Annotated in this window: 9 protein-coding genes; 4 read left to right on the forward strand and 5 right to left on the reverse strand. The window is 67.3% G+C overall.

Going from position 1 to position 19,242, the window contains the following annotated elements; all coding sequences use genetic code 11:
• Positions 1-37: 37 nt before the first annotated feature.
• Both EV643_RS19550 and tenA read right to left on the reverse strand, forming a co-directional pair.
• Entirely contained in the window at positions 38-1,591 is a 1,554-nt protein-coding gene (locus EV643_RS19550; protein ID WP_133801539.1) for a phytoene desaturase family protein, read from the reverse strand.
• Positions 1,591-2,256 (reverse strand): thiaminase II, encoded by a 666-nt coding sequence (gene tenA, locus EV643_RS19555; protein WP_133801540.1) that lies wholly within the window; start codon positions 2,254-2,256, stop codon positions 1,591-1,593. Before tenA ends, EV643_RS19550 begins: the two co-directional genes overlap by 1 nt.
• 95 nt (positions 2,257-2,351) lie before the next feature.
• Here tenA and EV643_RS45720 point away from each other — a divergent pair, with 95 nt between their 5' ends.
• Positions 2,352-4,115 carry an aminotransferase class V-fold PLP-dependent enzyme gene (locus tag EV643_RS45720; protein ID WP_202869639.1) on the forward strand — a complete coding sequence of 588 codons (1,764 nt, stop codon included), beginning with the start codon at positions 2,352-2,354 and terminating at the stop codon, positions 4,113-4,115.
• Positions 4,116-4,157: 42 nt separating this feature from the next.
• Here EV643_RS45720 and EV643_RS19565 read toward each other — a convergent pair whose 3' ends face one another.
• Positions 4,158-4,694 (reverse strand): ArsR/SmtB family transcription factor, encoded by a 537-nt coding sequence (locus EV643_RS19565; RefSeq protein ID WP_133801541.1) that lies wholly within the window; start codon positions 4,692-4,694, stop codon positions 4,158-4,160.
• Between the two features lie 113 nt (positions 4,695-4,807).
• Between EV643_RS19565 and EV643_RS19570 the strand changes: the two genes are divergently transcribed.
• Entirely contained in the window at positions 4,808-5,755 is a 948-nt protein-coding gene (locus EV643_RS19570; protein ID WP_133801542.1) for a DUF2218 domain-containing protein, read from the forward strand.
• A gap of 70 nt (positions 5,756-5,825) precedes the next feature.
• On the opposite strand, the gene EV643_RS19575 is transcribed toward EV643_RS19570, so the two are convergent.
• A complete protein-coding gene (locus EV643_RS19575) occupies positions 5,826-7,826 on the reverse strand; it encodes a tachylectin-related carbohydrate-binding protein (RefSeq protein WP_166665505.1) in 2,001 nt (666 codons plus the stop codon).
• A 267-nt stretch (positions 7,827-8,093) separates the two neighbouring features.
• Here EV643_RS19575 and EV643_RS19580 point away from each other — a divergent pair, with 267 nt between their 5' ends.
• Positions 8,094-17,756 carry a polymorphic toxin-type HINT domain-containing protein gene (locus EV643_RS19580; RefSeq protein ID WP_166665506.1) on the forward strand — a complete coding sequence of 3,221 codons (9,663 nt, stop codon included), beginning with the start codon at positions 8,094-8,096 and terminating at the stop codon, positions 17,754-17,756.
• Positions 17,753-18,163, forward strand: a complete 411-nt coding sequence (locus tag EV643_RS19585) for a hypothetical protein (RefSeq protein ID WP_133801545.1) — start codon at positions 17,753-17,755, stop codon at positions 18,161-18,163. The genes EV643_RS19580 and EV643_RS19585 overlap by 4 nt, the downstream gene beginning before the upstream one ends.
• A 47-nt stretch (positions 18,164-18,210) precedes the next feature.
• Here the strand turns inward: EV643_RS19585 and EV643_RS19590 are convergent, their stop codons facing one another.
• A complete protein-coding gene (locus EV643_RS19590) occupies positions 18,211-19,026 on the reverse strand; it encodes a DUF6299 family protein (RefSeq protein WP_133801546.1) in 816 nt (271 codons plus the stop codon).
• Positions 19,027-19,242 lie beyond the last annotated feature (216 nt).

Consider the following 19,242-nt stretch of genomic DNA (forward strand, 5'->3'; position numbering starts at 1 on the left):
GATCGGGAGATACGAAATCGGTTAGCGGCGACCGGGGTCAGGGGTGGAGGGCCAGGACCGCGTGGGCGGCGTTGTGGCCGGAGATGCCGCTGACGGCGCCGCCTCGGCGGGCTCCGGAGCCGCAGATCATCAGGTTGGCCACGTCGGTTTCGACGCCCCAGCGGCCGGCGCCGGACTCGTCGTCGGCCCAGGGCCACGACAGGTCGCCGTGGAAGATGTGGCCGCCGGGCATGCCGACGGATTCCTCGATGTCGTACGGCGTCTTGGCCTCGACGCAGAGGTTGCCGTCGGCGTCCCGGGCGATGCAGGGTTCGAGGGGTTCGGCCAGGTACGACTCCAGGCCGGCCAGCACCCGGCGTACCGACTCGGCGCGGGCGGAGTCGTTGTCGGCGGCAAACAGGCGGGCGGGGAAGTGGACGCCGAATACGGTCAGCGTCTGGTGGCCGGAGGCAACCAATGAAGGGCTGAGGATGGACGGGTCGGTGAGCGAGTGGCAGTACACCTCGGACGGCGGTACGGCGGGCAGTGAACCGGCCGCGGCCTCGCCATAAGCGGTCTCCAGTTGGGTGTAGTCCTCGTCGATGTGGAAAGTCCCGGCGAACGCGCGCCGCGGATCGTCGCCGGACCTCAAAAGAGGCAGACGCGACAGCAGCAGGTTGATCTTCAGTTGCGATCCCTCCGGCTTCGAGGCAACCGGACGGCCGCGCAGGCGGTCGAGTACGGCGGGCGCGACATTGGCGAGCACGAAAGAGCAGTCGACCGAGCGCTCCCCGTCACCGCCCATCCAGGTGACCGAACCGCGGGTGCCGTCCGCCTCGACCGACAAGACCTCCGCGTTCGTCACCACCGCGGCGCCCGCCCGGCGAGCGGCCTGGAGCAGAGCATCCGTGACCGCGCCCATCCCGCCGACCGGGACCCGCCACTCGCCGGTGCCATTGCCGATCAGGTGGTAGAGGAAGCAGCGGTTCTGCAGCAGCGACTCGTCGTGCAGCCGGGCGAAGGTCCCGATCACACCGTCTGTCGCGACCACTCCACGCACGGTGTCGTCGGTGAACCGCCGCTCGATGGTCTCCCCCAGCGGCCGCTCCACCAGTTCCTCCCACAGAGCAGGATCCACCCGCCGGCGTACCGAATCCGCCGATTCCAACGGCTCCAGCAGGGTCGGTGCGACCGCCGAAGCCAACGACCCGACCGACCCGTAGAACGCCTGCCAGGCGTCGTAGTCTGGGTCGCTCCCGGTCAGCGCCGCGAACGACTCCCGGGTGGCCGCTCCCTCGGGCCGCTCGACCATCAGGCCGAGGTCGCGCCCGCCTCGGCGTACCGGCGTGTACGACGCGACGGAGCGCGAGCGGAGCTCCAGGGACAAGCCCAGGTCGGCCACGATCTTGTCGGGCAGCAGGCTGACCAGGTACGAGTACCGCGACAGGCGGGCGTCGACCCCGGGGAACACCTGCTCGCTGACCGCGGCGCCGCCCGTGTGCGACTGCCGTTCGAGGACCAGGGTGGACAGCCCCGCGCCGGCCAGATACGAGGCCGCGACCAGTCCGTTGTGCCCGCCGCCGGCGATCACCACGTCGTAGAAGTCCTTCATCAGACCGGCCAATCCAGTTCGTGGTACGCGGCGTCCCAGAACATCCACTCGTACCGGGTGGTGGTGGAAAAATGCCGATGGCAACGATCCCGTTCACCCGGGCCGACCTCGGCGCCGAGCCGGTCCGTCACCGCCAGCACCGACTCTACGACCGCGTCGAACTCGGGGGAACCATACGTCGCGATCCACTGCGCGTAGAGCGGATCGGGTGAGGACCGCTCCAGCAGGGCGCGCCCGACGTCGCGGTAGATCCAGTAGCAGGGCAGCACGGCCGCCACCGCCTCGGCGTACGTGCCGGTCGCGCAGACGGCGGTGAGATAGGACATGTACGCCGTGGTGGTGGGCCCCGAACCAGTCGCATCGACATCGGCGGACGTGAGCCCGAGCGAGCCGAGCAGCGAGGAGTGGAGTTCGCGCTCGACCTCGATCGCTTCGGCGGCGTGCCGGGCGAACATGCTCACCGCGTCCTCGTCGGTGGCGCGACCGGCGACCAGGGCCAGGGCGCGGGAGTACGAGCGCAGATAGTGACTGTCCTGAACGATGAAGTAACGGAACTTGTCGTGCGGCAGCGACCCGTCGGTGAGCCCGGTGATGAACGGATGCCGGACGATCTCGTCGTACACCTTGGCCGCGCCCGCGTCCCACAGCTCGGCGGAAAACGTCATCCCGGTCTCCTCACCCGTCGACTGCCACGAAGACTAGTCAGCCCCGTCCACAGAAGCACGAGACGAAAGTCACGTCGCGGACTTACTCTGACGCCATGGGGGACCAGTTGATCGCGCCCGCCGTCGGCGCAGTACAGACGGACGCTGTACGGACGGAGATGCCGCCCGACACACCGCTGCTGCGCCGGATCCGTGCCTCGGTGATCGGGGACGACCAGGTGATGCCCGGGCCGTATGGGCCGCGCCGGGTCACGTACGCCGACTACACCGCGTCCGGCCGCGCCCTCACCTTCCTCGAGGACTTCATCCGCGACGAGGTGCTGCCGCGGTACGCGAACACGCACACCGAGTCGAGCGGCACCGGCCTGCAGACCACCCGGTTGCGTGAGGACGCCCGGCGGATCATCCACCAGAGTGTCGGCGGTGACGACGAGACCGCGGTGATCTTCTGCGGCTCCGGCGCGACCGGCGCGATCGACAAGCTGATCGGCGTGATGGGCCTGCGCATCCCGGCCGAGCTGGACGACAAATACCACTTCACCGACGAGATCCCGCCGGCCGAGCGACCGGTCGTTTTCATCGGCCCGTACGAGCACCACTCCAACGAGCTGCCATGGCGCGAGTCGATCGCCGACGTGGTCGTGATCGGCCAGGACGCGGACGGCCACATAGACATCGAGCAGCTGGAGAGCCGGCTCGTCCAGTACGCCGATCGCCCGCTGAAGATCGGCTCGTTCTCGGCCGCCAGCAACGTCACCGGCATCGTCAGCAACACGGCTCGGGTGTCCGCCCTGCTGCACGAACACGGTGCGCTGTCGTTCTGGGACTGCGCCGCCGCCGCGCCGTACGTGGAGATCGAGATGTACGGCGGCCGCGCGGCGAACCCGATGTCGTACAAGGACGCGATCTTCCTCAGCCCGCACAAGTTCATCGGCGGACCGGGCACCCCCGGCGTACTGGTGGCTCGCCGCGAACTCCTGCGCAACCGCGTTCCCGACGTACCGGGTGGTGGCACGGTCGCGTACGTGAACCCGACCGAGCACCGGTACCTCGACGACCCGGTGCACCGCGAGGAGGGCGGCACCCCGGCGATCATCGGGTCGATCCGGGCCGGCCTGGTGTTCCAGCTGAAACAGGCGGTCGGGATCGACGTGATCCGCGCGCATGAGGACGCGTACCTGCGGCGCGCGGTCGAGGCCTGGCAGCAGGAGCCGAACATCCAGATCCTCGGCAACCTGGACTCCGAACGGCTGTCGATCGTTTCCTTCGTGGTGAAGGCGCCGTCCGGGCGGTACCTGCACCACAACTTCATCGTCGCCGTGCTGAACGACCTGTTCGGGATCCAGTCCCGCGGCGGCTGTTCCTGTGCGGGACCGTACGGTCACACGCTGCTCGGGATCGACCTGGAACGCTCGCACGAGTTCGCCGAGGAGATCGAGCACGGCTGCGAGGGGATCAAACCGGGCTGGGTCCGGGTCAACTTCAACTACTTCATCTCCGAAGCGGTCTTCTCGTACGTCGTCGAGGCGGTCCGGATGGTCGCGCGGGAGGGCTGGCGGCTGCTCGGCGACTACCGCTTCGACCCGTCGAACGGCCTCTGGCGACACCACCGCGGCCCGGTCGAACCACCGCTCCGGCTGTCCGAAGTCGGGTACGACGCCGACGGCCGCCTCCGCTACCCCCGGCACGAGGCAACCGCCCCCGAATCAGCCCTCCAGGACTACCTCGCCGAGGCCCGCGACCTCCTGGCCGCCTGCCACCACGCCGACACCGACACCGAAGGCCACGTAAACACCGACTTCGACCACCTCCGCTGGTTCGACCTCCCCAGCAGCTGCCTAACGCCGGTCGTGCACTGACTTCTCAAGTCGTGCACTGACTTCTCAATCAGCGGGTTCGGGTCAATCAGCGGGTTCGGGTTCCAGGGTGGGGATGTCGGCTGGGAACAGGCTGACAAGGAGGCCGTAGGGCTCGCGGTGTGTTCCATCGACCGCATGCGGTTCAGCCTCATGCTCGGCCAGTCGGGCAGCGAGGGCATGGGCCTCCTCCCGGGACAGCCACAGGTGCCGCAATGAGGTGTGTTCGGGCTGGCCCGGGCGGGTGGGCAGCATCTCGCCGAGCGCGGCGTTGATCAGGAACTGGGGGCCGTTGTCGACGTCCTCGTGGAAAGTGAAGGCGGAGCTGACCAGAGCGAAGTACTGCTCTGTGCCGCCGCGCACCTGTCGCGTTTCCGTCAGGTGGATCAGGCCGGCTTCGCTCAGCATCCGTACGTGGTAGCCGACGGTTCCCTTGGCCAGTCCGAGTGCGGCGGACAGCTGGCGCAACGTGGCCGATCGCTGGCGCAGGAGGTTCACGATGCGGTGCCGGATGGGGTGACCGAGCGCCTTGAACTGCTCGGGTGATCGCAGCACCAGGGGCTCGGACCGGACGTCTGGCATGCACGCAAGTGTCCATAAAACTCGATCCTTTGACAAACGAGTTGGCCGGAGTCCAAACTTGCCCCGAATAAAGCGACGAGAATTTTCAACACTTTCCTCTGGGAGGACCAGCGATGCCCCTGTCGACGGCACTGGTTGCAACCGACCGTCCCGCCCGCTACCTCAAGCAGCTTGTCTCCCACCTGGGGCACAAGGCCACCACCCGGCTGAGCGGTGACGGCCGAGGCGCCGTCACGTTCGGCACCGGTACGTGCGGGCTGGCCGCCACTCCGGACGGGTTGAGCCTGATCGCTACCGCTACGGATGCTGAGAGCTTGGTCCGGGTCCAGGACGTGGTCGCTCGGCACCTGGTGCGCTTCGCCACCCAAGAGGAGCTGAGCGTCGAGTGGACCAAGCCAATGGCGGGCGAGGATCTGGACATCCTCGACACAGTGCTCGACGACTACCTGCTGTCCCACTGCACGCCTCCTGATTCGATCCTCCAGGACCTGGCCGCCTCGACGCGGGAGGTCACCGGGAGTGCGTCGAGGATGCAGGTCAGCCCGGACGAGGGAGCTCTGCTGACGATGCTGACCCGCTTGGTCGGCGCCCGATTCGCCGTGGAGGTGGGCACCTTCACCGGCTACTCCACCTTGTCCATCGCCCGAGGTATGGCCGACGGAGGCCGCCTGATCACTTGCGACGTCAGCGACCAGTGGACCACGGTCGCCCGCCCGTTCTGGGAACGGGCGGGCATGGCCGACAGGATCGACCTCAACCTCGGCCCTGCGATCGAAACTCTGCGCGCGCTGCCGGAGGAGCCGGTCATCGACATCGCCTTCATCGACGCAGACAAGGACAACTACCCCGTCTACTACGAGGAGATAGTCACGCGACTGCGTCCCGGAGGGTTGATCGTCTTGGACAACGTCTTCCTCGGCGGCCGCGTCTTCGATCCTGCGTACCAAGAGCCGCACCACCTCGCCATGCGTCGACTGAACGGCTTCATCGCGGGTGACGAACGGATGGAGTCGGTCATGCTGCCACTGCGCGACGGGGTCACCCTTGCGCGCAAGCGCTGACGACTGATCCCTGCCAACGCCGATGTGCTCCGCCGTACCACCAGCGGAGCACATCGACGCGACGGTCTACTTACTTCGGTGCGGCCGGTAACGCGTTACTCGTGAACACCGGGTCAGCCGTAGTCGTGGTGAGGCTGGACCTTGCCGCTGCCGCGGTTTCGGCGGCGCTGGCTGTGATTACCCGGACCTGGAAGTCCTGGGTGTGGGTGACGAATGCCCACTTCTGTACGCCGCCCGCTGTGTAGATGAAGGGGGTGGGGTCGGGCGTGTACTGCTCGGACACCTCGGGCATCACGACCTTGAATTGGCCCCAGGTGCCCGAGCCCTGGGCGATCTCCTGGGCGAAGTAGTTCTTGCCGTCGGCACCGAGGGCGAGGATCTCGATCAGTCCGGTGCTCGGCGACATGATCGCCTGCGGCGAACCGGGCCAGGTCTGCTCCGGCGCGACCGTCTCCCAGGTGCCGGGGAACGCCGTACCGGCGGCGGTCTGCTTCTGGGTCTGGACGTGTCCGTTGGCGTCGCGGGCGAACACGCGGAGCAGGTCGCCGGGGTACCGCACGATCGAGGCCTTGCCGGTGAAGCCGCTGCCGCCGAGGCTGCTGAAGGCGGACAGCGTCGTGCCGTTCCAGTTCGCGGCCCAGTAGGTGCCGGCGGTGTCGCGAGCGATCACCGTGAGGGTGTTGCCCGCGCCGGGACCGACGGACGGTACGCCGGACAGCACCGGGCTCGGGAACTTCTGCCAGGCGAGGTATCCGCCGGTGTTCTCCGCCTTCGCCCAGAGGCCGCCGCTACCGTCCACCGCGAACAGAACGATCTTGTTGGTGGAAGGGTTTTTGGCCGAGACCGCGCTGGATGCCATCAGGCCGGCCCGGTCGACCGGCGCCCCGAGCAGGGTCGAGTCCTGCGCGGTCTGGATCCGCGCCGCGAACCTGCTGTTGATGTTGTGCAGGGTGATGTCGACCTTGTTGTCCGCGCCCTGGACCAGCCCCGGCGTCCCGGTGAAGGCGTCGGGGCCGTTGATCGGGGTCCAGGCGGTACCGCCGAAGTCGGTGGGGTCGGGCTGGTGACCCCACTGGGCCTGCCCGATGTTGTCGGTGTAGGTGTATTCGATCCGACCGGTCGTGGTCTGCAGGACGGCGATCTGCGAGTTGTTCTCGATCGGTACAGCCGGCGCCGGCGGTACGAACGAGGCGGTCAGGTTGCAGGCGTTCGACATCCCGACGACGGTGCTGAACTGCTGCCAGCCGCCGCCGATCGTGTGGTTGCTGATCAGCCAGGCGGCGTTCGGCCCGGGCCGGTACCGGTACTGCGCGAGGCGGCCGGTGCCGTCGATGCCGAGCAACGTGTCGCCACCCACCGAGAACAACGTGCCGTAGGCGTTCCAGCCGCTGCCGAACTGCAGATGCTCGACCATCCGGTCGCTGGTCTTGTCGAACTGGTAGCGGTGCAGGACCCCGGTCGTGGAGCGGGCGTAGATGACTCCGTCACCGGCCGCCGTGATCGAGTTGTACACGTTGAAGCCGGTGGCCATCGGCTTGCCGGTGATGGCGCCCGTGGTGGCGTTGTACTCGTAACGCCGCAGAACTCCGTCGTCCAGGATGGCCCAGAAGTCACCCTTCGAGTCCATCGTGAGCTTGTCCTGGCGGGCCGGGTCCGCGAAGGACCTGAAGGCGGTGCCGAGCGGCTTGGCCTGCACGTCCCACTTGCCGCCGTCCCAGTGGTAGGCCCAGGTGCCGGCCGTGCTGGTGGCGTAGATCCAGCCGTCCGGACCGGCGAGCAGCTTCGGGAACGGCGTCCAGCCCTGGCCGATCTGACCCGGGGCCACGGTCTGGACCGGCCTCGCGGTGGTGCTGCTGAGATCGTTGAACTGGTAGAGGATCAGTTCGCCGGTCGTCTTGACCGCGAACACACTCTGACTCGGCTTGCAGCTGATGTCGGCATCCTCCGCCGAGGCCGGCGCCGTACCGGTGAGGGTCAGGGTGGCGGCTGACAGACCGGCCGTCAGCAGGATCGCGCCGAGTTTGCGACGCAGCCCAGAACCGGGCCGGCGTTCGAGGACAGTGGTGACCATGGGAACCCCCAGTTTCGGGTGATACATGCGAGATGCCCGCCCCGAGCCGCATGCCGCACGGAGACTACCGGCGTTTCGCGGGTCCTGGGCGGAATCTGCAACAACCTGCAATGCCCACTCGTTTTGCTGGTCAGGGGTTTTCGGCGCGTGTTAGCTTCCGTGCCGTTGTCGTGACTCGGGGGACGAGTAGGACAACCCATTCTGGGGGTATTCCACATGGCTGGATCGCTGTCGCGCGCCCGGAAACGGGCGATTTTCCTTCGGTGGTTGAGCAAAGGCCTCGCCTTTGCCCTGGTTGCCGCCGTCCCCCTCACCGCCGCGGACTACGGTACGGCGGCCGCGGATCTGACCGCTGCCGGCAAGCCGCCCGACCATCGTGCCCAGCCCGCTCCCGAGCAGCGGGAGGGATCCGCGGACGGGCAGCCGCAGGTGATCGGCGAGAACGTCAACAAGACGGTGCCGACCAGCCTGAAGGGGCGGTACCCCGATCTCAACCTCGGTACGTCGGTGCCCAAGGCAACCAATGCCACACGGCCGTTGTCCGAACCGGCGAAGCCCGTGACCGGGTTCGACAGCAGGACCAGCCGTGAGCTCCCGGCCAAGCGCGACCGGTACAAGACCACGTACGCGAACGCGGACGGCACCGAGACCACCGTCGTCTCCACGACACCGAGCAACTACCGGCTGGCCAACGGCAGCTGGGCACCGGTCCGTACGACGCTCAGCCGGCAGGACCTGGTCAGCGGGGACGGCTGGCGGAGTACCGGCGACAGTGTCACGTCAAGCCTGTCCACGCAGGTCACCCCCGACCGGCCGGTCGCCGAGCTGACCCTGGCCGGTGGGGAGAAGGTCGGCTGGGGTGTCCTCAACGGCACCTCGGTCAGCGGCAAGACGAAGGGCGCCAACACCGTCGAGTACTCAGGTTTCGCCCCCGGCGCCGATCTCGAGCTGACCGTCGAGCCCGGCGGGATCAAGGAGACAGTTGTACTGCGGTCGAAGGCGTCGGCGCGATCGTACGTGTTCCCGCTGCACCTGCAAGGTCTCAAGGCCGAGCTCAGAGGGCAGGACATCGCCCTGATCGATGCCCAGGGCAACGAGAAGGCGTCGATCCCGGCCGGGTTCATGGTGGACGGCAAGTCCGCGACCTCGAGCGGCGTCAACTACAGCCTGATCGATTCCCCAACCGGCCAGGCCTTGAGGGTGGAGCTGGACAACCGCTGGCTGGACGACCCGGCCCGCGCCTACCCGGTCCGGGTCGACCCGACGGTCAAGGAAGTCAAGTTCACCGAGGCACTCACGGTCCGGGACTCGGGCAGCTACCTCGGTACCTCCGATTTCATGGTGGGTCGCCGGGCCGGCAACCGCTCCGCGGCGTACCTGCGGTTCGTCATGCCCACCGAGCTGCGGTACCACACGGTCTACGGCGCGCAGTTGCAGGTGAACAGCTACAGCGCACCGTCCTGCACACCGCGACCAGTGACGGTCTATCCGGTCACCGCGAGCTGGACGGCGAGCACCAGCCTGACGTACCCAGGTCCGACCGTGGGCGCGGCGCTGACCTCCAAGTCCTTCGCGCAGGGCTTCATCGCCAGCGGGTCGACCACCACCAAATGCAAGCCGGTGCCGACGTCCTTCAACCTCGGTGCAGCGGGTGCGGCCCTGGTCCAGCGGTGGGTCGACGATGCCGCCGCGAACAAGGGACTCTCGCTGCGCGCACCGGTGACCGACGACAGCTCCTGGAAGGAGTTCGCGGGCGTGGGCACCGAGAACCCGCCCAAGCTGTTCATCACCCACACGCCGTACAACGCGAAGTACACGATCACCGGGGCGCCGAACCCGCCGGTCCTGCAGAACCAGGACGGCAAGGTCAAGATCACGGTCAAGAACCTCAGTGCCGAGGCCTGGGCGCCGTCGCAGTACTACCTGAAGACCGTCGTCACGGACATGAGCAACCGGCAGCTCTACCAGTACCGCGGCGCCAACCTGCCGACCACGCTGCCGCGGGGCGCCAGTGTCACCCTCGACGCGCTGGTCAAGGCGATGAGCGCCGGTACCGGTTCGAAGCAGTACCGGGTGTACTTCACCATGGTGCGCGTCGGCGGCCCCGACTTCAGCATGGAGCAGGTCAAGCCGGCCAGCATCGCCATCGAGGTCCGCAACCTGCCGCCCGTCGTCGACCAATTGTCGCCGGACAACGGCTATCGCACCCAGACGCTGACCCCGCAACTGTGGGGTCGCGCCTTCGACATCGACGCGCCGACGAGCGGAATCACCTACAGCTTCGAGGTCTGCGAGAAGACCAGCGCGGGCACGTACGTCGGATGCTTCAGCTCCGCCTACCAGTCCGCCAGCAACTGGGACATCCCGGCGGCCAAATTGTCGTGGAACAAGGAGTACGCCTGGCGGTTGTCCGCGAAGGACACGAACGGCGCCGTCACCGTTTCACCCCCGGCACCGCAACGGATGGCATTGCTCACGGAGGTGCCCCAACCCGCGATCACCGCGCGCCTCGCGAACGCGCCGTACGGCAGTGGTGATCGCCCGTTCGACCCGAACCTGGGTAACCACCTGACCTCCGCGGTCGATGTGTCGGTCCCGGTCGCCGGTCCCGAGCTCGACGTGGTCCGTACCTACAACAGCCTCGACCCGCGCCGGACCGGGGTGTTCGGCGCCGGCTGGTCCAGCAAGTACGACCTGAAGCTCGTGGTCGAGCCCGAGGGCAGCGTCCTGGCCACGTACCCCGACGGTCAGCAGGTCCGCTTCGGCAAGAACCCGGACGGTACGTACGTCGGTCCGTCCGGCCGGCAGGCGCAGCTCACCTTCGACAGCAGCGTCAGCAACTGGCTGCTCAAGGACGGTAACGCGAACACCTACACGTTCTCGCTGTCCGGCAAGCTCAACCAGATCAAGGGCCGCTGGGGCAAGCCGATGCTGTTCGAGTACGGCGGCGACGGCAAGCTCACGAAGGTCACCAGCCAGCAGGGCAACAACCGTGCGCTGACGTTCACCTGGAACGGCACCCACATCGCCTCGGTGAGCACAGCCGCGGTCGACGGTGCTCCGCTGAAGGTGACGTACAACTACACGGGCGACCTGCTCACCTCGGTCTGCGCTCCGGACGGGAAGTGCACGACGTACGGGTCCGCGCAGGGATCGCACTACCGGTCGGCGGTCATCGATTCGCAACCCGCGTCGTACTACCGGCTGAACGACGAGGACGGCCCGGCGCAAAGCCAGGTGACGCTCAATTTCGGCAAGGACAACGGCGCCTACCAGGGCGTGACGAGGAACGTCACCGGGGGGATCGCGGGCTCCAGTGACACCGCGACGACTTTCACCGGCGCCACCGCACCGTCGTACGTGTCGCTGCCGAACGGCGCGATCCGGCGCGACCGCGGCCAGTCGATCGAGCTGTGGTTCAAGATCCTCGGCAAGGGGTTGGTCAACCCGCTGATCGGCTACCAAAACAAGGCGATCGACCAGGCGTCGACCACCGGTATGCCGATCCTGTACGTCGGCTCGGACGGGCTGCTGCGCGGCCAGTTCTGGAACGGTGCCGCCGCGCCGATCTCCACCGTGTCACCTGTTGACGAGGGCAACTGGCACCACGTCGTCCTCTCCTCGACCGGTTCGGCCCAGACCCTGTACCTCGACGGTGCGGTCGTCGGTACCAGCACCGGCCGGAACGTCGACCACGCGAACATGGTGGTGAACCAGGTCGGTGCGGCCTACGCGGTCGCCCCGGGCGCCTGGCCCGGCTGGGGTACTGCGCTGCGTCAGTACCTGAAGGGCTCCATCGACGAGGTCGCCGTCTACTCGCGACCGTTGTCGGCGGCCGTGGTCGCCTCGCACTACCAGCTCGGCAAGAACCCGTCGGACCAGCTCACCTCCGTCACCCAGCCGAGCGGCAAGGTGATCTCCTCGGCGGCCTACGACACGAGCACCGAACGGGTGAAGGAGTTCACCGACGACGACGGCGGCCTGTGGAAGATCAGCGCGCCCGAGCTCACCGGCGGTGCGAGTGATCTGCGCCGGACCGTCGAGGTCCGCGACCCGGCCGACCGCCGTTACTTCTACGAGTACGACGGGATCGGCGGCTGGCTGCTGCGGTCCGGCGTACCCAATGGACTGGGGACCCGGGAAGAAGACCTGCCCCCGGCGCCGACCCCGACGCCTTCGCCGACGACCTGCAGTACGCCGGACCCGGGGGACCCCGAGTTCTGCATCGTCACGCCCGGATCCGGGTCGCAGGACCCGATCTTCGACTGGCACGCGCTGGACGGGATCGCCGTCCGCAGCTTCGAGTACGACAAGGCCGGTCAGCTGCTCAAGACGACCAACGAGGTCGGTGAGACCGTCACCCTCGGGTACGACGCCAAGGGCAACAACACCTCGCAGACGACGTGCCGCAGCGGCAGTACCGACTGCCGCACCAGCTACGAGACCTTCCCGACCACCGGCCTCACCGATCCGCTCGATCCCCGTTGGGGCCTGCCGACCGAGTCCCGTGATGGTCGTGCGAGCGGCCCGACCGACAACACCTTCAAGACGACGTACACGTACGTACCGCAGGGCGAGTTGTCGACTCAGACCAGCACTGACGCCGGGACGATCGAGAACACCTACACCAACGGGTCCGAGGTCGGGCCGACCGGCGTCATGCCGTCGGGGCTCGTCCGTACCACCAAGGACGCGCGCGGCGCCGTCACGACGTACTCGTACCACTCGACCGGTCAGCTCGCGAAGATCACCACCCCGACCGGGCTGTCGACCTCGTTCACGTACGACGCCGTCGGCCGGAAGATCAGTCAGACCCAGGTCTCCGACTCACAGCCCGCCGGGGTCACCACCACCTTCACCTACGACACCGCGTCCCGGCTCAGCACCACCACCGGCCCGGTGACGACCGACAAGGTGACCGGGGCCAAGCACCAGCAGAAGGTGACGCTGACCTACGACGACGACGGCAACCTGGTGACCCAGGAGACCGTCGATCTCCAGGCCGGTGGCGAGCCGCGCCGTACGACGTACTCGTTCGACGACCGCAACCGGCTCGAACGGCAGACCGATGCAGCCGGCAACGAGGTCAGCTACGAATACGATGCCTTCGGCAACCGGACGGCGATGACCGATGCGGGAGGCAACCGGTACGAGTACGCCTACACCGCGCGGAACATGATCGCCGAAGTGCGGTTGCGGGATCCGGACGGCACCGGCGACTCGGCGTACAAGGTGATGCGGTCGTTCGGCTACGACCAGACCGGTCGCGTGGTCCGCGAGACCGACACGATGGGCCGGACGGTCCAGTACCTGTACTACGGCGACGGCCTGCTGAAGTCGAAGATCCTCAAGGAATTCCACAATCCCGACGGCAGCAAGCGCGACTTCGTGCTCGAGACCAACACGTACGACGGCGCCGGCAACCTGCTCACCCAGGTCACGGACAACGGCAAGAACACGATCAGCTACACCCGCGACGGTGCCGGCCGGGTCAAGACGAGCACGGTCGACCCGGGCGGGCTGAACCGGACGACCGCGATGACGTACGACCTGGGTGGCAAGGTGCTGTCCACGGTCGAGACCGGCGAGTACTCCAACACGCACTGGCTGGTCAGCGGTCAGCAACGGAAGACCACCTTCGGCTACGACACGGCCGGTCGGCAGACCTCGCAGACCCAGTGGCTCGACGCCACTCGCGGTCTCACCACCAGTTGGACCTACGACCAGCGCAGTCTGCAGACCAGCGCGACCTCTCCGCGCGGCAACGAGAGCGGAGCGGTGAAGGCCGACTTCACCAGCACCTACGGGTACGACGAACTGGGCCGCCAGGACGTCGTCACGCAGCCGAAGGTCCAGGTGGAGGAGGACGGCCAACCGGCCGTTGCGGCGTCACCTGTCGTCCAGGTCGGGTACGACGCGTACGGTATGGCCGTCTCCACGAAGGATGCCCTGGGCAACGTCGGGCGCACGACGTTCGACAAGCTCGGCCTGCCGATCGAGACCACCGGGCCGACGTACACCCCGCCGGGCGGCACCGCGATCACCCCGAACGTCAGGTCCGAGTACGACGCCAACGGCAACATCCTGAAGATCACCGATGCCCGTGGCAACGAGACGAAATTCGGGTACGACCGGCAGAACCGGCTGGTCCGGAAGGATCAGCCGGTCGGCACCAACGCCGATCGCGCGGTCTGGTCGTACGAGTACACCGGCAACGGTGACCTGAAGACCGTCATCGATCCGCTCGGCGGCCGGAGTGAGTCGACGTACGACGATCTCGACCGGGTGATCACCACGACCCAGGTCGAGCGGAAACCGGTGACGGACAACTTCGTCACCCGGTTCAGCTACGACGACGCGGATCGCCTGGTCTCCACGGTGTCGCCGACGGGCGCGACCAGCACCACGACGTACGACACGCTCGGTCAGCCGACCAAGGTGACCGACCCGGCGAGCGTCGTGACCCAGTTCGGCTACGACTTCCTCGGCCGCCAGGTCGAGCAGGTCGACGGACTCGGCCGGATGACCACGGCCGGTTACGACCTGGCCGACCGGCTGCTCGAGTCCACCGACCTGGACGCGGCGCAGACCCAGCTGCGCAAGACGGTCTACACCTTCGATGCCGACGGCAACGTCCTGACCGCGAAGCCGCCAGTCGGCGGGCCCACCACCTACACGTACGACGCGTTGTCGCGACTGGTCGGCCAGCAGGAGAAGGTGTCCGCGACGCAGTCCATCACGACCAGTCTCGGCTACGACGCGGCCGGCAACCAGACCCGGTACACCGACGGTCGCGGCAATTCGACGTACACGACGGTGAACAGCCTCGGCCTGACCGAGTCCGTGATCGAGCCGTCCACGGTGGCCCACCCGGCCGCCGCCGACCGGACCTGGACCACGTCGTACGACGCCGTCGGCAACGCGGTCCGGCTGGCCGAACCAGGCGGCGTCACCCGGGTTCGCACCTTCGACGCCGCCGGACGCCTGACCGACGAGGCCGGCTCCGGGACCGGCGTACAAGCTGCTGCCCGGAAGATCGGGTACGACGCGCTCGGGCGGGTCACCTCGATCAACAGCGTCGGCGCGGACAACACCTACACCTACAACGACCGCGGTCAGGTGCTGACCTCGACCGGACCGTCCGGGTCAGCGAGCTTCTCGTTCAACGCGGACGGCGCACTCGTCCAGCGCGCCGACGCGTCCGGCACCGCCGACTTCGGGTACACGCAGGGACGGCTGACCTCGATCACCGACTCGGTGACCCGGACCGCGCAGACCGTCGGCTACGACAACGCGGGCGCGCCGAAGACGATCGGCTACGGACTCGGCCGGACCCGCACCTTCGAGTACGACGATCTCGGCCGGCTCAAGTCCGACGGGCTGAAGAACAGCGCGGGAACCACGGTCAGCTCGGTGACGTACTCGTTCGACCTGGACGACCGGCTGGCCGGCAAGACGACCACTGGAGTACAGGGCGCCGGTGCGAACACGTACACGTACGACGACGCGGGACGGCTCAAGACCTGGACCGGCGCCGGCAAGACCACGTCGTACGGCTGGGATGACGCCGGCAACCGCACCCAGGTCGACGGCACCACCGCGCGGTACGACGAACGCAACCGCCTCGTCACCGACGGCTCCGCGGACTACAGCTACTCCGCCCGCGGCACCCTGACCTCGAAGACGACCGGCTCCACCACGGAGTCGACCAAGTTCGACGCCTTCGACCGGGCGATCGAGCAAGGCGGCCGCGCCTACCAGTACGACGGCGCGGATCGCCCAGTCACCGGCGGCGGCACGACCATGCAGTATGCCGGGTTCAGTGACGAGGTGGTTGCCGACGGCACCCAGCTCTACGGTCATGGGGTTTCGGACAACGTCATCTCGCTGGCCCAGGGGCAGACTGAGCGCCTGCTGTTGTCCGACGGCCGGACCGACATCACCGGCGGCTTCGACCCGACCGACGCCGCCCTCACCGGCCTGCCGGACTCGCGCACGTACGACCCGTTCGGCAAGGAGCTGTCGACCGGGGGCCTCAAGTACGGCGTCGGCTACCAGAGCGATTGGAGCGACCCGGCCACCGGCAACGTCAACATGGGTGCCCGCTGGTACGACCCGGACTCCGGCACCTTCACTTCCCGGGACACCATCAGCTACTCCGGTGGTTCCTCCACCACCGCCAACAAGTACCTCTACGGCAACGCCAACCCCCTCACCAACTACGACCCCACCGGCAACTACGCCGTCGACCCCTACGGGCAGGTCAAGCAGGTTTGCAAGGACGTCCCGAACAAGAACGACGGCCGTGGCCACAAGCGGAGCGGCGACGGATTCAACGCGACCCACGCCAGCTACTCGACCAGCTCCGGTGGCGGCACACACGTCAAGTGCACCTGGACCGGCGGCACCATCGGCAAGGACGACTGCGAGTACGGCCCTTGTCCAATCGATCCGCCAAAGGTTCCGCCCTGCCCCAAGAAGCCCTGCCCGAAGCCGGTGGACCCGCCGGACGACCGTGATGACCCCACGCCCACGCCCACGCAGCACCCCAGGCCCAAGCCCAAGCCGGTCGACCCGGCCATCAAGGCGCGGAACCAACTCGAGAACAACGTCAAGAACAACCCACGGCCGAACGCGGCCGGCGTCGCCGTACCGCTGATCAGCCAGGGCAACCCGACCGGCGGCGGCACGTCGCAGAACATGATCAACGACACCCGCGGGCAGATCGACCAGATCTACCAGCAGGCAGTCCAGTCCGTCGGCCCGGTGGTGCAGAACGCGCCCCCGCCGTTCAACCCGTTCCCGGACCCGTTCCAGAAGAGCAACTATGGCGGCCCGAAGAAGCACACCGGGTTCTTCGAGGGTCTCAAAGCGGGCTGGGAGGACAACAAGAAGCTCTTCGGCGGCGCCGCCAAATTCCTCTGGGAGAACAAGAGCGAGATCGGCCACGCCGCCCTCGACGTCGTCGGCCTGATCCCCGTCGTCGGCGAGGTGGCCGACCTCGCCAACGCAGGCTGGTACGCCGCCGAGGGCGACTACGTCAACGCCGCACTCAGCGCCGCCTCCGCAATCCCAGTAGCCGGCTACGCCGCCACGGCGGCGAAGGGCGCCAGATACGTCAACAAGGGCATCAAGGCCGGCAAGGACGCAAGAACCCTAGGAAAGACCGCCGAACGCGCCGGCCTGCCGTCCTGCAAGTGCTTCCCCGCCGGTACGACAGTTGACACGGCCGCCGGCGCCAAACCGATCGAACAGATCAAGGTAGGCGACCGCGTCTGGGCCCGCGACCAGATCACCGGCAAGTCCCGCCTGCAGAAGGTCACCAGCCTCTTCCGCAAGCAGACCAACGAACTGCTGACCATCAAGCTCGCCGGCGGGGGAGAGGTCCCGGTCACCAGCGAGCACCCCTTCTACACCCCCGACCGCGGCTGGCTGGAATCCGGCGACCTCAAACCAGGCGACAAACTCCTCCAACGCGACGGCAAGACCGCAGTGGTCGCCGCGATCACTCACAGCCCAATAACCACCACGGTCTACAACTTCTCAGTAGAAAACGACCACAACTACTACGTCGGCCCCTCCAGTCTCCTCGTCCACAACTGCCCTCCGCCGCCGATCACTGTGGATAGGCATGGCAACTTGACAAATGGCAAGTTCACCTTGAGCGAGCAGATGGTTAAACACACGGGTGGCGTCCCTGGTAAGAGCATCTTCTTGTTCCACGTCAACTCGGGCAAGGCTGTTCTCGACGCGGCGGCATACGCTGATGCGTACAAGCTCTGGAACAAGGCGGGAACGAAGGCCAAGGTCTACGTGGAGAATGGTCCGGTCGGGGTCCTCGGTAGGACCGGAGAGTTGACAGACTGGATCAACGTGTACCGCGACCCCAAATCCAACTTTGTGCATGGCAGCCCGGGAAGTCCACGGTGATGATCGATCTGACGCAGGCGCTCACCGATCTCGTTCTCAGTGGCGCCGTGGAGAGTTGGTCTGAAGCTCAGGTGGCGGATCGGCTGACCGACTTCACCGCTGCATTGGGAGGGCAAATCGACTGGGACGATGCAGCGGGCGAAAAGTGGGCACAGATAGAAGGTCACGATGCGCCTCTGGTGTACCTGTCGGTGCATGCTCCGCTCCTCGTACTGAATGAGGAGTTGGTATCCGACTCCTTCAGTCCTGAGGGGTTGACGATCGTACGTGTGCCGTCGATGCACGCGTCCGTCTTGACCTGCGATCGCGAGGTGCTGCGTCAGTTCTTCGGGGTCGAAGACTTTACATCCGAGTTCGACGATTCGCGCTTCTCGTTCTCTGATCTCTACTACCAGACCGTCACCTGACCGCGCCTGGTGCCGTCCCGGGGTGGGGGCGGCACCAGGTCAGTGGGTTAGGGCTTGCCGCGGAGTTGGATGGTGTGTTCTTCGAAGTCGGTGCCGCATTCGAAGGGGCCGCAGGCGATGGCGAAGGTGACTGTTGCCGCCTTGCCGCCGGAGAACTTGCCGGTCTCCGAGAAGATGTCGACACTCCACGGCCGCGTGGTGCCGTCGCAGAGGATGTCGGCGAGGCCGAAGCCCTGGAGCGTGAACCGGCCGATCTGTTGGGTCAGCGAGGCCTCCACGAAGGTGAAGTCCGGCTCGCCCGTGCAGGTCGCGGTCCCGGTCAGCGTGACCGCACCCGTCTTGTTGTTGAAGGACGCGAACCCGTTGACGGTGATGTCCACAGTGGGTGGTGGCGGGATGACGTCGATGGTGAGGTTGAGCGTGCCACCGTTGCCGCCGCCGTCGAACTGGTCGTCGAAGACCAGGATCGTGTACGTCGTCCCCGCGTCGGCCGACCAGGCGACGGCGCCGGGTCCACAGGCCACCAGGGTCCAATTACCCGGACTACCCGTCGCCACGATCGCGCCCGCCGAGTAGGTCGACGAGGACACATCGGCGGCCAGACCGCCAGTCGCGGTGGGCGTGATCTCGTACCAGACGCTGGCATCGGTCGCGGGTGCTCCACACACCACGTTGAGCTCAGCGTCGTCGGTGTCGGTGGTCGCCTCGGTGGTGTCGAGGCTGTCGGTGAACGGGACGGCCCCGACCACCGTGCGGCCGCCGTACAGGTCGTTGCCTGGCGCAACCGCTTGAGCGGTCCCCGCCGAGGCGATCAGGGTGGTGAGCACTAGCGCGGCTATGGCCGCGCGGCGAGCGTGTCTCATCTGCTGCTCCTTCTGGACATGCGCGCGGGCGCAGGCTGGCGCCCGCATCCGGATGATGTTCCAGACGGCCGTCCGCCCGGCGGGCCCCGATCCCTCCCCTGCCCGGAGCAGCGCCGGCTCGCTCAGTCCGGCGGGCCCTCCGTCCGCCGGTGCGCCGCTCACTGATGAAGACGCCAAAAGGCGGCCAGTAGTTGCAGGAGAGCGCCAGATTGCTAG

Source organism: Kribbella caucasensis, from assembly GCF_004361855.1.
GTDB lineage: Bacteria > Actinomycetota > Actinomycetes > Propionibacteriales > Kribbellaceae > Kribbella > Kribbella caucasensis.